This window comes from Flavobacterium sp. R1_16 (genome assembly GCF_057652095.1).
The window spans coordinates 228884-244345 of sequence record NZ_JBYFCG010000003.1 but is presented as its reverse complement, the minus strand read 5'-3'; the positions used below and the strand labels follow the sequence as shown (position 1 = coordinate 244345).

Genomic DNA, 15462 nt, shown 5'->3' with positions numbered 1-15462 from the left:
CGTGGGATTTTTAAAGTCATTTTACAAGAAAAAACAACCCTATTGTTTTTTATATCCTGTCTGTTCTAGTATAAAGGCCCATTTTTGAGCTTCTTTTTTATAGCCCGCAAATTTATCTTCGCTATCACCATGACCACCATTGTAATCTACTTGTAATAAAATAGGTTTATCCGAAGTATTGGCTTTTTGAACTGCAGCAGCAAATTTTGCCGGTTGCCAACTTATTACTCTAGGATCGTTCCATCCCGTGGTGATTAACATGGCTGGGTACTTAACTCCATTTTGAACATGAAGAGTAGCATCCATTTCCATCAAAGCAAAAAATTCGTTGATATTTTTTACCGAACCAAACTCGGGAGTATTCACAGGACCATTAGGCGCAAATTCTTGTCGCACCATACTGAGGCAACCCACTTGTGGCACTGCACATGCCCACAAATCTGGACGTTCGGTAACTGCTCTACCTATCAAGATTCCTCCTGCACTACCTCCTTCGCAAGCAAGATGTTTAGATGTGGTATATCCTTTGCTAATAAGATATTCCGCAGTGCTGTTTAAATCTTTCCATGTATTAGGCTTGCTTTGTTTGTAACCGCTCAAATGCCAGTTTTCGCCTTTCTCTCCACCACCTCGTACATGTGCCACCGCAATAACAATATCTTTGTGTGCTAGTAACAGAAAAAGCGGATTAAATCCTGCAGTCGTGCTAATTCCATAGGCGCCATAGCTACATACATAGGCTGTATTTTCACCATTCAGTTTTACCCCTTTTTTATGAATTATCGAAACAGGAACCTGCACTCCGTCATGTCCGGCAATTTCAATTTCTTCTACTACCAGTTCGTCGGTATAAGGAAACTTTGGATTTTTACGAAATGAGAATGTTTTTTCTTTTGCCAAAGGTTTAGCAAGACTATTATAAGAAAAAGTGATTGGTGTAGTCCATCCACTTCTTACAATATGTACATCATCGTTGTTTTTATTAAATGGAGTTACATACATCAAATTTGTCGTTTCAGGAAATGGAATCTTAGAAAAAGTATTAGTACGCATGTCAACAGTATAATGATGTATTTGCACACCATTTTTCATGTAAGGCACAATCAAGAAATTTTTAGACTGGGTTAAACCATCACCCGATTGTAATGGAATATTCTTTTCTGCTACAATTACTACTGCTTTTTTGATATCAGGATTGGTCATATCCATCAGTAGAATTTTACCGTTGGGAGCATTTTTTTTGGAAACAAGAAATAACTTTGTCCCGCTAGCATTGATTGAAGCTATCTCATCGTCAATGCTAATTATTTTTTTCCATGCGGCACCGCTGTTTATTTTTCGATAATACAACTCAATAAACGGTGACACACTACTAGAATATACCACTTCATAATTACTGTCTATGTTTAACCAAGCAGGAGAAAGCTGTTTCGTATTATCTAAAGCATACAATTCAGGATTTAATTGATACGACAATACCACCTTATCAGTATCAATTGGTGTTCCCAGATGGTGTACTTTAAAAACTCTGTCTTTATCTTGTATCATTACATGCACGTCTAAACTTGGTTGTTGCATATAATACACATTGCCTTCACCAGGCGCATAACCGATATACCTTCCAGGTATGCTGTCGGTTACAAATTTACCTTTAGCAATATCATAAAACTTAGTAACAGCTGTTATTTCTTTGCCTCCCTCGCCTGCAGTAATGGCAATATATTTTTGATAAGGGTCAATTTCATAATCACTGAACGTATAATTTTTGCCCCACATGGCATCATCTGCTACTAGTTCCTCTTTGCCATTTTCACCTAACCGTTTGTAAATTTTAGGCTTTGCATCAGATACTTTAAGATTGTAGTAAAATAAGGTGTTGCCTACCTGTCTTATTTTCCCAATTTTGTCGGGTTGTATGGAATCTAACATTAAAAACCCTTTATATAATTCATCCGTCATGGGCAATTGATCCATGATTTTAGTAGTAAAATCGTTCTGAGCCTTGAACCAATTTTTAGTTTCATCACTTTTTAAATCTTCCATCCATCGATAAGGGTCTTTAACAGTGATATTGTGCCAAGTGTCAGCACTATCAACTATTTTTGTTGATGGATAATTGAATTGTGCCAAAGAATGAATTGTTGAACCTAAAAAAAACAGAATAATAAAATAGCGTTTCATAGAAGTACTGTTTACGTTGATAGTGAAGGTTTTACAATCTTAACTACGATTGCAAATCAAATATACAAAACAAAATGTAAAGTTTTTTCTAATTGTAATGTGTAATTTCTGTACCCTCCAAACTTTGTTATAGTACGGCATCAAATAAGTAAACACCGTATACTGCTTCAAGCAAATGCTTTTATGGAGTCTTGAATAAGTTAATAGTATAATCCAATAATTTGGCATTGCCATGAGCACCGTGACCCGGAACAACAATTTTCACCTTAGGATATTCCTTTTTGATTTTTTGCACCGTATTGGACCAATCTGCAAGAGTAGCATCGCCTAGATAGCCTTTATTCGCATCCAATTCTTTTATCAAACAACCTCCAAACAATACGTTTTCACTCGGAAAATAGCCTACGATATTATCTTTAGTATGCCCTTCTCCAAAAAACTTTGCAATGATTTTTTCATTGCCCACTTTTAAAACTAGAGCATCACGGAAACTGGTTCTAGGAGCAACAAAATTATTTTCTTTTGCTAAGTCAATAGTTTTGAAATAGGCATAAGAAGGAACATCATGGTCTTCAAATGCTTTGAGCCCTCCCAGACAGTCGTCGTGAAAATGAGTGGGAATAATAGCGTTTATTTTGCAATGAAGTGTTCCCTTGATCCACTGAAGTAAGGCTTCGGAGCTTTTATCATTGGTAGGAGTATCAAAAATAATGGTTTCATCACTATTTCTAACAATGAGACCATTACAGGGTACATTCCCAAAATCATTGGTTTGTTTGTACGAGGTATGTTGAAATGAATTTTCAGTAAGTTGAGTGATAATCAAATCCTCAGATTGGTACACCACTTTGGGTTGGAATGCCTTTTGTTTCTTAGACGTACAATGTGTAGTAGTTCCTAAAATCAAAAGGGTTAGAAGCATTAATACAGTAGGTTTCATGTGGTGGAATTGGGTTAACGGTTGATGAAATTTTATTTGTAACCGACAAACGAAGTTATGAAAATGAAAAGAACTATTTATCGAAAAAATAGACGTGAGTTTTAGCATTTGTTAGCTGTTCGTGGCTTTTTCTGCAAAAGCTATAATTTGATCAATTAAGTTTAATAAAATTTGTGATTTAATTCCATCGTTCCATGCTAGTTCCAACATTTTCGCAACCGCTAAAGGGTTTTTCTCTAAATCTCCAGCATTGTCATAAAATAAGGCTGCTTTATCTCTATATTTTTGCCAGTTGACGCCGAACTCTATTTTTATAGTGTCTGTTAGATTGGTTTTCCATGCGTGTAAATTTATTTTGTGTATATCTGCCGTTGACCATTCGCTTTCTTGGTCATGTCCTTGTAAAGTTAATAGTGCTTTATTTTCTTTTTTATGTTGAGTTATTTCAAAGTCGCGGGTTTTGTCTGTATCGCAATCGAATATCACTAAAGTTGGGATTTGCAGTAATCTAGCCATAGCAACAGGCTTTATTAATCTGTGTTTTCCATCAACAGGAACAATATGGCAACCAAACTTTCTAAACTCATTTATTCTTTCGGCTAGCATCAAATATGATGTTAAGTAAGCAATATCTTCTTGTCCTTCAACTAAGATTAAAATTTTGCAAAAAAACATTTCATTTATAACTGGATTTAATGAAGGGTAAAGTTTTGCAACCATTCCAGATTCTTTAAGATGCTTTTCTCCAACTTGCTGTAATAATTGTGCTAAATCATCATATGATACCGAAGTAACTTTTGTGAAGCTTGGATTCCCACATTCTCTAACAATTCTTATTTTATCAAAATTGTCGCCTGGAATAAAAAGTGGATTATGAGTACAAATCAAAAGTTGTGTTTCTTTTTCTGATAGGTCTATTAGTGTTTCGGCTAAATATCTAGCTTGCGGTGGATGTTGATATAATTCTGGTTCTTCAATTCCCATTATTAGAGTTGGCGCATTTTCATCCTCAATTAATGCTAGCTCTTGAAGTAATGCCAACATATATGAACGTTGTAAGCCATGACCAAATCGGGCTAAATCTCCTTCAAATCCACGTTCTCCAATTTTTATAAAAGCTGAAGGTTCCTCTACTTTTACAGATTTTTCAGGATCTTGTTTCCATAACACTTGAGCACTTATATTTGGATGCGCCCATGATGATAGTCTATTTTGTAAAGCTATAGAAATATCATTTAAAACAGATTGCTCGGCATCAAGTAGAGCTTGATATTGCTGTTTCGCTAATTCTCTCAAACCTGAAATTTTGTCATCAAAACTCACTTTAGAACGTACAGTTCTTAATAACAATTGTCCTAAAGACGATGTTTTAGATTCTTCGCTTTCTTCCGTTGCATCCTTTGACGCAGAAACAAAAACCCATTGTATGTGTGGCGCAAGTCTATTTGCTCCTTTAGTTGCACCATAAAATTGATCTTCACTTGGAATCAAATCACATTTTTGAGGGTTATTAGCTTCATAATCTTGTAACGCTTCAATCATATCTGCTTTGGATGTCGCATTCCGCAAATCAGTATATTTTTGCTGGTAGTTTCCGTAGATTTCTTTTAGGTCAGATACTTTTTGGCCGTTTTTATCTGCTTCAAAAAAACTTCTAAAATCATCAAGCCCTAAACGATTTCCATACTGTCTTATTTCTGCGCGTTGCAAATTTGCATCGTAACGGGCTACCGCTGTAACTATCAACTTATCTTGCCTAAAATAATCTGCTAAGTCAATTTGAGCTTGTTCTGATAAGTCGCAAAATGTTACAGTAATTCTTATGTCTTGTGAAGTATCCTTATGATGGAAATCACTTTCGCTTAATTTGCTTAAATCAGTTTTACTATCTTTAAATTGTCGAAAAAAGATATTTAATGCATTAAAAACTGTTGATTTTCCTGCGCCATTTGGGCCAACAAAACAGGTGTAATCATCGAGTAAAACTGTTTCGTCTTTATATGAACGAAAGTTTTCGATTCTGACCGATTCGATTTTCATATTTTATTATTTAGAATTGTCTCAATTTGAATCCGGATTTCTTGCCATGACAGCTAACTTGTATATATGTATGATTTTATCAAACCTATCACCATTATTTCGGGTAGATAAGTATAAAGCAAGTCATACTTTACATAAAGCTAATATATAAAATTAACAGTCAACTCATCAAAATAGATACAAATTACTTTCCTTTAAAACAAGTCCAATTGTTCAAGCTTACCACCACCACCACCACTTTTTTTTAAATAAAGAATTCCTTTTATTATGGATACTATAAACAAATAGTAAATCACTCCTGAGCATAAATAACGACAACTATTAAATTTAACACAAATAGTATGCGTGCATAATAAAATTTTTATATCTTTGAAATCGTTATAGTATTCCCATGAAAGAAAAAACAATAGATTACATCCTTCGTGCTACTTGGCAAGCGGTATCACGAATGTACAACGAAGAAGCCTCCAAGTTTGATGGCTCCATGGCGATAGGATTTGCGCTTTTAAGCATCGACAAAGAAGACGGAACGCCCTCTACGGCCATCAGTTCACGAATGGGAATGGAAGCAACAAGTTTAACAAGAACACTCAAAACATTAGAAGAAAAAGGATTAATCATTCGCAAGAAAAACCCCGAAGACGGTCGTGGTGTACTCATTTACCTCACCGATTTAGGCAAAGAAATGCGAGCACAATCTAAACTAACGGTTATAAAGTTCAACGAAACCATTAAAAACAACATAACAGAAGAAAAACTAAATCACTTTATAGAAGTAGCAGATACCATAAATGAATTGATTAGTGAGAAGAAGATATTTTAAAATTAAGAATATTGAACATAGAGAATAGAATATAGAGGGTGAGCTAGACTGAGAGAAGTCTTTTTTCTATGCTCTATTTTCTATGCTCTTCAAAAATAAAAACATGAAAAGAAACATAAAAAAAATAGCAGTTGTCGGCTCCGGAATCATGGGCTCTGGTATTGCTTGCCATTTTGCTAACATCGGACTAGAAGTATTATTGTTGGATATTGTTCCGAATGCTTTAACCGAAATAGAAGAAAAAAAGGGATTGAAGCTCGAAAGTAAAATCGTTCGCAACCGCATTGTCAACGAACACCTAGCGAATGCCTTAAAGTCCAAACCCTCTCCTATTTACAACCAAAAATTTGCTTCTAGAATCACCACTGGAAACATCACCGATGACATGGCTAAAATTGCCAACTGCGATTGGATTATCGAAGTGGTGGTGGAACGTTTAGACATCAAGAAATTAGTGTTCGAACAAATTGACAAATTCCGTAAACCCGGAACCTTAGTAACTTCAAATACTTCAGGAATTCCAATAAAATTCATGAGCGAAGGTCGTAGCGAGGATTTCCAGAAGCATTTCTGTGGAACACACTTCTTCAATCCTGCGCGTTATTTAAAATTATTCGAAATCATTCCAGGACCACAAACTTCAAAAGAAGTATTGGATTTCTTATTCGATTATGGTTCAAAATATTTAGGAAAGACATCAGTTATAGCTAAAGATACTCCTGCGTTTATTGGAAACCGAATTGGAATCTTTGGAATTCAAAGTTTATTCCATTTGGTAAAAGAAATGGGATTAACTATTGAAGAAGTGGATAAATTAACGGGTCCTGTTATTGGCCGACCAAAATCGGCTACCTTCAGAACGGTGGACGTCGTTGGTTTAGATACATTGGTTCATGTTGCCAATGGTTTATATGAAGGTTGCCCGAACGACGAAGCACACGAATTATTTAAATTGCCAGATTTCATTAACAAAATGATGGAAAACAAATGGCTCGGTAGCAAAACGGGACAAGGTTTTTACAAAAAAGTAGACAAAGATATTTTGTCTTTGGATTTAGATACCTTAGAATACCGTCCTGCAAAGAAGGCCTCTTTTAACACATTAGAATTGACTAAAACTATTGAAAAACCCATTGATAGATTTCGAGTTTTAGTAAAAGGAAAAGACAAAGCGGGTGATTTCTACAGAAAGAATTTCGCTGCTATGTTTGCCTATTGTTCCAATCGTGTTCCAGAAATAACCGATGAATTCTACAAAATAGACGATGCCATGAAGGCAGGTTTCGGATGGGAAAATGGACCCTTTGAAATTTGGGATGCTATAGGAGTTCAAAAAGGAATCGAACTCATGCAAGCGGAAGGGTATACACCTGCAGCATGGGTTACAGATATGATAGCTTCAGGAAGCAACAGTTTTTATACTGTAAAAGAGGGTGCTACCTATTTCTACAATATTCCGACAAAATCACAAGTTAAAGTTCCAGGTCAAGATAGTTTTATCATACTGAACAACATCAGAGAAAGCAAAAAAGTATGGAGCAATAGTGGTGCTGTCCTTCACGATTTAGGAGATAGTATTTTAAACTTAGAATTCCAAAGTAAAATGAACACCATTGGTGGCGATGTTTTAGCTGGAATCAATAAAGCCATAGACCTTGCTGAAAAAGAATACAGCGGATTAGTGATTGGTAACCAAGGAGCAAATTTCTCTGTAGGTGCCAATATCGGAATGATTTTTATGATGGCTGTTGAACAAGAATACGACGAATTGAATATGGCTATCAAAATGTTCCAAGATACCATGATGCGCGTGCGTTATTCTTCTATTCCAGTAGTTGTTGCTCCTCACGGAATGACACTCGGTGGCGGATGCGAAATGACACTTCACGCTGATAAAGTGGTGGCTGCTGCCGAAAGTTATATTGGTTTGGTGGAGTTTGGCGTTGGCGTAATTCCTGGCGGCGGAGGTTCCAAAGAAATGGCTTTACGCGCTTCCGATTTGTTCCGTAAAAACGATGTGGAGTTGAATGTGTTACAAGAATATTTCTTAACCGTAGCCATGGCTAAAGTATCAACATCGGCTTATGAAGCTTTTGATTTAGGTATTTTACAAAAAGGAAAAGATGTTGTGGTAGTCAATAAAGACAGACAAATAGCCGAAGCAAAAAAACATGCGCTCTTAATGGCAGAAGCAGGATATACACAACCTATCCGCAGAACAGACGTAAAAGTATTAGGAAAACAAGCACTCGGAATGTTCTTGGTAGGAACCAATCAAATGGTAGCTGGAAAATACATCTCTGAACATGATTTAAAAATTGCCAATAAACTAGCCTATGTAATGGCGGGGGGTGATTTATCCGAACCAACTTTAGTAAGCGAACAATATTTATTAGACATCGAACGTGAAGCCTTCTTATCATTATGTACAGAAAGAAAAACATTAGAAAGAATTCAGTTTATGTTAACTAAGGGAAAACCGTTGAGAAATTAGAACATAGAAAAAAGAATATAGACAAAACTGAAAAGTCTATTCTCTATATTCTATTTTCTTTACTCTTAAAATAAAAAATATGAAAACAGCATATATCGTAAAAGCATACAGAACAGCCGTTGGTAAAGCACCTAAAGGAGTTTTTCGTTTTAAACGTCCTGATGAATTAGCTGCCGAAACCATTCAATTCATGATGAATGAACTGCCTGATTTCGACAAAAAACGCATCGACGACGTTATGGTTGGCAACGCCATGCCAGAAGCAGAGCAAGGGTTAAATGTAGGTCGTTTAATTTCCTTGATGGGATTAAAAGTAACCGATGTTCCTGGCGTTACCGTAAATAGATACTGCGCTTCTGGACTAGAAACTATCGGAATGGCAACCGCAAAGATCCAAAGTGGCATGGCCGATTGTATCATTGCCGGTGGTGCCGAAAGTATGTCATTTATTCCTATGGGTGGTTACAAACCAACTCCTGATTATGCCGTAGCAAAAGAAGGACACGAAGATTACTATTGGGGAATGGGATTAACTGCAGAAGCTGTAGCAAAACAATTCAATATTTCTCGTGAAGATCAGGATGAATTTGCTTTTAATTCACACCAAAAAGCATTGAAAGCACAAGCCGAAAATAAATTTGACAAACAAATTGTTCCTATTACTGTAGAACAAACCTTCATCAATGAAAACGGTAAAAAAGAAACAAAATCATACACTGTTACAAAAGATGAAGGTCCAAGAGCAGATACTACTATAGCGGCATTGGGAAAACTTAAACCCGTATTTGCAGCAGACGGTTCGGTTACCGCAGGAAATTCATCACAAATGAGTGATGGAGCAGCCTTTGTTTTGATTATGAGTGAAGAATTGGTTAAAGAATTAGGCGTTACTCCCATCGCACGATTAGTAAATTTTGCTTCTGCTGGAGTAGAACCCAGAATCATGGGAATTGGTCCAGTAAAAGCCATTCCAAAAGCACTAAAACAAGCTGGTTTATCGCTAAACGATATTGGCTTAATAGAACTAAACGAAGCTTTCGCATCACAAGCATTAGCCGTAACTCGTGAGTTAGGATTAAATCCTGATATCGTAAACGTAAATGGTGGTGCAATTGCTTTAGGACATCCACTTGGTTGTACTGGAGCAAAACTATCAGTTCAACTATTTGACGAGATGAAACGCCGAGGAGATAAATACGGAATAGTGAGTATGTGTGTGGGAACAGGACAAGGAAGCGCTGGGATTTTTGAGTTGATTTAGAAGAAAATAGAAAACAGAATATAGAGCTTAGACTTACTATGAGGCATAATTATAAAAATTTGAAAATATGGCAGTTGGGAATAGAAATCGCTAATGATATTTCAGATATTTTATTAGAATTTCCAAAACATGAAAGATATGATTTAAGCTCTCAAATAAGTAGATGTTCAGTATCCATGCCTAGTAATATTGCTGAGGGTTCATCAAGAACTGATAAATCTTTTAGTCATTTTTTAGATATCTCACTCGGATCATCATTTGAGTTAACTACGCAACTAATTGTTGCAAAACATAGAAAATATATAAATGAAACAATTTTTAACCAACTAGAAATTAAAATAGAAGAATTTCAAAGAATGACAATGTCGTTTCAAAATGGACTAAAGTAAAGTCTTTTTTCTATTCTCTATTTTCTTTTCTCTAAACAATAAAAAAATGAACGATATAACCAGAGGAGGACAATTCCTCGTAAAAGAAACAAAGTGTGAAGACATCTTCACACCCGAAGATTTCTCAGAAGAACAAATCATGATGCGCGATTCGGTGAAAGAATTTGTTGACAAAGAAATTTGGCCTTACAAAAACCGTTTCGAGGCTAAAGATTATGCCTTCACAGAAGAAACAATGCGCAAAGCTGGTGAAATGGGATTTTTAAGTGTCGCCGTTCCAGAAGCCTATGGCGGAATGGGAATGGGATTTGTGGATACCTGTTTGGTTTGCGACTACATTTCGGGAGCTACAGGTTCGTTTTCGACAGCTTTTGGAGCCCATACTGGAATTGGTACTATGCCCATTACCTTATACGGAACCGAAGAACAAAAACAAAAATACGTTCCAAAATTAGCTTCAGGAGAATGGTTTGGTGCCTATTGCCTTACTGAACCGGGTGCCGGTTCAGATGCCAATTCAGGAAAAACCAAAGCGGTTTTATCAGAAGATGGAAAATATTACAAAATCACAGGAGGTAAAATGTGGATTTCAAATGCTGGTTTCTGCTCGTTATTCATTGTTTTTGCACGAATTGAAGACGATAAAAACATTACGGGTTTCATTGTAGAAAATGACCCTAATAATGGAATCACCATGAACGAAGAAGAGCACAAATTAGGAATTCGCGCCTCTTCTACCCGACAAGTTTTCTTCAACGAAACTAAAGTTCCTGTAGAGAATATGTTAGCCGGTCGTGGTGAAGGTTTCAAAATTGCAATGAATGCTTTGAATGTTGGTCGAATCAAATTGGCTGCGGCTTGTTTAGATGCTCAACGTCGTGTCACTTCCAACGCGGTGAATTATGCTAATGAAAGAATTCAGTTTAATGTTCCTATATCAAGTTTTGGAGCAATTCGCTATAAATTAGCCGAAATGGCAACATCTGCCTATGCGGGTGAAAGTGCAACCTATCGTGCTGCTAAAGATATTGAAACCCGAATCAAATTAAGAGAAGCCGAAGGCACCTCACACCAAGAAGCCGAGTTGAAAGGAGTTGAAGAATTTGCTATTGAATGTTCCATTTTGAAAGTAGCGGTTTCAGAAGATGTTCAAAACTGTGCCGATGAAGGAATCCAGATTTATGGCGGAATGGGATTCTCTGAAGATACTCCTATGGAAAGCGCATGGCGTGATGCTCGTATTGCTCGTATTTATGAAGGAACGAACGAAATCAACCGAATGTTATCCGTGGGAATGTTAATCAAAAAAGCCATGAAAGGTCACGTTGATTTATTGGGTCCAGCTTCAAAAGTACAGGAAGAGCTAATGGGTATTCCATCATTTGAAACTCCTGATTATTCTGAATTATTTTCAGAAGAAAAAGAACTGATAGGAAAATTGAAAAAAGCATTCTTAATGGTTGCGGGTGGTGCTGTACAGAAATATGGTCCAGATTTAGAAGGACATCAACAATTATTGACTGCCGCCGCTGATATATTGATTGAAATTTACATGGCTGAAAGTACCGTTTTACGAACAGAAAAATTAGCAAAAAAACAAGGCGAAGCCAACGTAAAAGAACAAATTGCAATGGCCAAATTGTACTTATACAAAGCCGTAGATATCGTTACTCAAAAAGGAAAAGAAAGTATCATTTCTTTTGCTGAAGGCGACGAACAACGCATGATGCTTATGGGTTTACGACGTTTTACAAAATATACCAATATGCCCAATATTGTTGGTTTAAGAGAAACTATTACTGCTAAGTTGGTGGCAGAAAATAGTTATTGTTTTTAGTTTAGTTAATAGTTTGTTGTTAAGAGCCGTATTTGTCAATACGGCTTTTTTTATAGCATCAATTTACACTATCAAACTCTGTTTAAAAAGTTTCACCCGCATTCAAATAAAATGCTTCGGAATCTCTTCCCCATCCATAATTGGCGATAATATTAGTTCGTGTTGGCTTATCAATTAAAATACGTAAGCCTACACCAACGGCAGGTTGAACGTATTGAAACAACTGAATGTTGTTTTCTTTGTTACTAGCAGTAGTAAAATTAGAAAAAACGGTTCCGCTAAATAGTTTGTTACAACTAATTGGAAATCGGTATTCGGTTTCAAAATATACCAAATTAAAACCTCTAAATAATCCTTGTGTATATCCTTTCCCTCCTCTACTTCTCTGATCCCATCCTATGGCGGGTAAATTTAAATAGGGTACATTTCCACCAATTAAAAACTGACCATACGTCCAAAAAGCAAGAACGTGTTGAAAATTAGTTTTACTTAACGGAATAAAATAGCGGTATTCAGAGAAAATTACCTGACTTGACTGTTGATTTCTTCCAATCTCAGGATTTACTCTATAATTGATATTGGCAAACCAACCAGAGTTAGTATTCACTTGATTGTCTCTAGAATCAAATACCATATTAAAACTCAATCCATTTACATAATACTCTTTGTCATTAAAACCGTATTTCTTGTTGTAATTGTAATGGTTTGTAAACTGATTGTTCTCAACATCTAAATTTTGGTCTTGAATGTCAGTATAACCATCTAAATGCAAGCCAGAACCAACATATAAGTTTTTAATTACTTGAAAAGAAATCGTTTGGTGAAACTTAAAGTAATTATATTTCATAGGCTCGTCAATAGCTTCAAACTGAAAATCAGTATTCTTTCTGTCTCGAGGTATGATATCGGTTCCCAATCCAAAATTTCCTTGTGAAAAAATATAATAACGCCAGTCTCCACTCAAATAGATTTTGTTGTTGTTAAGAATTAAATTATTTTTTAAGTTAACCAATAATTGATCTTTAGTCGTGTAGGTTGCCCCTAAATTAACCGAAGAATATTTATCTATTATACTTTTTCCTTTAAACGTACATTGAGCCACTGCACCGTACATAAAACCGTTTGCTGGTTGAACTCCAATAATTGGAATAATCAGAAAAAAACTGTTCTTTGAGGGCTTAATAACTTGTATTGAATCTCTTTTCTTAAAAATATCAGGAAGTGATTTTACAGCACAGCCAACAATCGAATCGTTCTGTATTTGAGCTACACTACTGAATTGCATAAAAACAAATAGTAGAAGTAGATTAGTTTGTAACCGATATTTGTTTTTAAAAATAATTTTCATTTTCCTTGTTAATGTGCTACTCAACACAATATATCTCAAATAGTGTTATCAGACTATAGAATTTATAACATACTATTTAAGTGTAAATTGCTCTTCCTGTAATACTAAACCTTTATTCTAAAGACTTTTTTTATACGAAGTTAAGAATTGCAAAAATAGGGAAACAAAAGACTATTTTCATATCTAATCAATTATCTTTTCTACAATTTACTAAAGCCTTCAAATTGCTATAAAAAGCTAACGTAATATCCATTTACTTTATTTCTTAAAATAATACTACGAATTCAATTTTATACCATCTTGAATTTTTATGTTCATATTATTTATGCTCTTTTTGCTAGTTAGTATTTAGTTGCTTATTTTCGTTAAAAAAAATCAACTATAATGAAAATACTAGGAATAGGTTCAAGAATCAATCATGCCGAATACGGTAAAGGAGTAATAACAAATGTATCTTCAAGAGAATATTGGGTAACTTTTATCGACAAGGGATTAGAAACCATAGCAATTGATAGCGAATTTGAAGTTATTGAAGCCGCTGAAAATGAAGTGGATACAATTAGCTTTTATGATGTAGAACAAAGTTTACTATCGATATTAAAAAAATGGAACGGTTTGGCCGAGCCCGTAGCTATAGGTGACAAATGGAAAGGTGGAAAAATAATTTTAGACCCAGGTCAGGCGGGATTGGCATCAAAAGAAATTCCCATAGATACCTTTTTTCATAAAATTATCATGGTTCGCGATCGAATTAGAGTTATGGAACAAAAAATTAATGCCAGCAACTTAGAAGAAATTGAGAAAATAGAATTACAACAATACATTACTAGAATTTATGGAAGTTTAACCACTTTTAACGTACTATTTAAATCGCAAAATGATTATTTTGTTGGTGAAAAAACGAAGTAGATTTTAAGTTAAATTTAATTCATTCTGAAGAAATTATACTTAAATTTAGAGTCAAATTAAATCAACTTCAAATCATGAAAAAAATAATTCTAGCAACCGTTCTGCTTGTAGTAGTTAATTTGGGATGCAAAACCTCTACACCAAATTCTCCATCAAATAAACTAAACGTTACATTTGAACCTAAGAGTGATAGTAAAGTTTCTGGAGAAGGTACATTTACCGAAAAAAATGGTTCGGTAACCTTCACAGCAAATTTCAAAGGATTGAAACCTGGAATTCATGCTATACACATTCATGAAAAAGCAGATTGTTCTGCAGCAGATGGTAGTTCAGCTGGTGGACATTGGAATCCTACTTTCAAAAAACACGGGAAATTAGGTGAAGGTGAAGCTCATAAAGGCGATATCGGAAATTTCCCTACTGATGAATATGGAAACGGAACTGTTACCATAACAACATCTGAATGGTGTATAGGTTGTGGTGACGCTACAAAAGACATACTAGGAAAAAGTTTAATAGTTCATCAAGGCCCTGATGATTATGTTACCCAACCTTCAGGAAATTCAGGAGCTAGAGTAGCCTGCTCAGCGATTATACGATAAGACATTTGGAAGAAAAACAGCATCACTATTTTAAAAATGCAACTGAATGGCGGAATTGGTTACACGAAAACTACCATTCCTCAAAAGGCGTATATCTCATTTTTTATAAAGTAAGCAGTGCTTTGGAAAGTATACGTTGGGAAGAAGCTGTACAAGTTGCAATTTGCTATGGCTGGATTGATTCCACTGTGAGAAAAATCGATGAAGAAAGTCGAAAGCAATTCTTTTCTCCAAGAAAAGATAAAAGTGTTTGGAGTAAACTGAATAAAAGCTACATTGAGAAACTACTAGAAAGTGGTTTAATGCATGAAAGTGGTTTAAAAAAGATTGAAATTGCCAAACAAAATGGTTCCTGGGAATCTCTTGATGCTGTAGAAGATTTGTTAATTCCAGAGGATTTACTGGAAGCGTTTCACCAAAATAAACTAGCCTTTGACAACTATCATAACTTTAGCCCTTCGTATCGGAAAAATTATTTATATTGGCTTAATCTAGCAAAAGGTGCAGAAACAAGAAGAAAAAGAATCGAAGAAATTATACAACTTTGTGCTCAGAATATAAAATCAAGATATTAGTTCCAAGCGAATTAAAATGTAACAAAATTTGTTTTCCTGAATATAAAAATAATAGATTTGTAA

Annotated in this window: 12 protein-coding genes; 8 read left to right on the top strand and 4 right to left on the bottom strand. The window is 35.3% G+C overall.

The window, feature by feature from the left end:
• Positions 1 to 39 precede the first annotated feature (39 nt).
• The 3 genes from AC23L6_RS07255 to AC23L6_RS07245 all read right to left on the bottom strand — a co-directional run bounded on the left by AC23L6_RS07255 (position 40) and on the right by AC23L6_RS07245 (position 5161).
• Entirely contained in the window at positions 40 to 2181 is a 2142-nt protein-coding gene (locus AC23L6_RS07255) for a prolyl oligopeptidase family serine peptidase (RefSeq protein ID WP_487561342.1), read from the bottom strand.
• A 181-nt stretch (positions 2182 to 2362) separates the two neighbouring features.
• On the bottom strand, positions 2363 to 3121 hold the full coding sequence (bla, locus tag AC23L6_RS07250; RefSeq protein ID WP_487561343.1) for a subclass B1 metallo-beta-lactamase: 759 nt from the start codon (positions 3119 to 3121) through the stop codon (positions 2363 to 2365).
• 111 nt (positions 3122 to 3232) lie between these two features.
• Positions 3233 to 5161, bottom strand: coding sequence for an ATP-dependent nuclease (locus AC23L6_RS07245; protein WP_487561344.1), 1929 nt, complete (start codon positions 5159 to 5161; stop codon positions 3233 to 3235).
• 391 nt (positions 5162 to 5552) lie between these two features.
• Here AC23L6_RS07245 and AC23L6_RS07240 point away from each other — a divergent pair, with 391 nt between their 5' ends.
• The 5 genes from AC23L6_RS07240 (at position 5553) to AC23L6_RS07220 (ending at position 11965) form a co-directional block, all read left to right on the top strand.
• Positions 5553 to 5984: a MarR family winged helix-turn-helix transcriptional regulator gene (locus AC23L6_RS07240; protein WP_487561345.1), complete on the top strand. Its 432-nt coding sequence runs from the start codon at positions 5553 to 5555 to the stop codon at positions 5982 to 5984.
• A 103-nt stretch (positions 5985 to 6087) separates the two neighbouring features.
• Positions 6088 to 8478, top strand: a complete 2391-nt coding sequence (locus AC23L6_RS07235; protein WP_487561346.1) for a 3-hydroxyacyl-CoA dehydrogenase NAD-binding domain-containing protein — start codon at positions 6088 to 6090, stop codon at positions 8476 to 8478.
• A gap of 79 nt (positions 8479 to 8557) precedes the next feature.
• The gene (locus AC23L6_RS07230) at positions 8558 to 9739 is read left to right on the top strand and encodes an acetyl-CoA C-acyltransferase (protein ID WP_487561347.1); all 1182 of its coding nucleotides are present in this window, start codon (positions 8558 to 8560) and stop codon (positions 9737 to 9739) included.
• Positions 9740 to 9777: 38 nt separating this feature from the next.
• Positions 9778 to 10128, top strand: a complete 351-nt coding sequence (locus AC23L6_RS07225; RefSeq protein ID WP_487561348.1) for a four helix bundle protein — start codon at positions 9778 to 9780, stop codon at positions 10126 to 10128.
• A gap of 46 nt (positions 10129 to 10174) precedes the next feature.
• A complete protein-coding gene (locus tag AC23L6_RS07220) occupies positions 10175 to 11965 on the top strand; it encodes an acyl-CoA dehydrogenase family protein (RefSeq protein ID WP_487561349.1) in 1791 nt (596 codons plus the stop codon).
• Between the two features lie 82 nt (positions 11966 to 12047).
• On the opposite strand, the gene AC23L6_RS07215 is transcribed toward AC23L6_RS07220, so the two are convergent.
• Positions 12048 to 13313: a BamA/TamA family outer membrane protein gene (locus AC23L6_RS07215; RefSeq protein WP_487561350.1), complete on the bottom strand. Its 1266-nt coding sequence runs from the start codon at positions 13311 to 13313 to the stop codon at positions 12048 to 12050.
• A gap of 384 nt (positions 13314 to 13697) precedes the next feature.
• Between AC23L6_RS07215 and AC23L6_RS07210 the strand changes: the two genes are divergently transcribed.
• From AC23L6_RS07210 to AC23L6_RS07200, 3 genes are all read left to right on the top strand, one after another.
• Positions 13698 to 14222: a hypothetical protein gene (locus AC23L6_RS07210; protein ID WP_487561351.1), complete on the top strand. Its 525-nt coding sequence runs from the start codon at positions 13698 to 13700 to the stop codon at positions 14220 to 14222.
• 74 nt (positions 14223 to 14296) lie between these two features.
• Positions 14297 to 14824: a superoxide dismutase family protein gene (locus tag AC23L6_RS07205; RefSeq protein ID WP_487561352.1), complete on the top strand. Its 528-nt coding sequence runs from the start codon at positions 14297 to 14299 to the stop codon at positions 14822 to 14824.
• Positions 14825 to 14829: 5 nt separating this feature from the next.
• The gene (locus AC23L6_RS07200; RefSeq protein ID WP_487561353.1) at positions 14830 to 15399 is read left to right on the top strand and encodes a YdeI/OmpD-associated family protein; all 570 of its coding nucleotides are present in this window, start codon (positions 14830 to 14832) and stop codon (positions 15397 to 15399) included.
• The last annotated feature ends 63 nt before the right edge of the window (positions 15400 to 15462 follow it).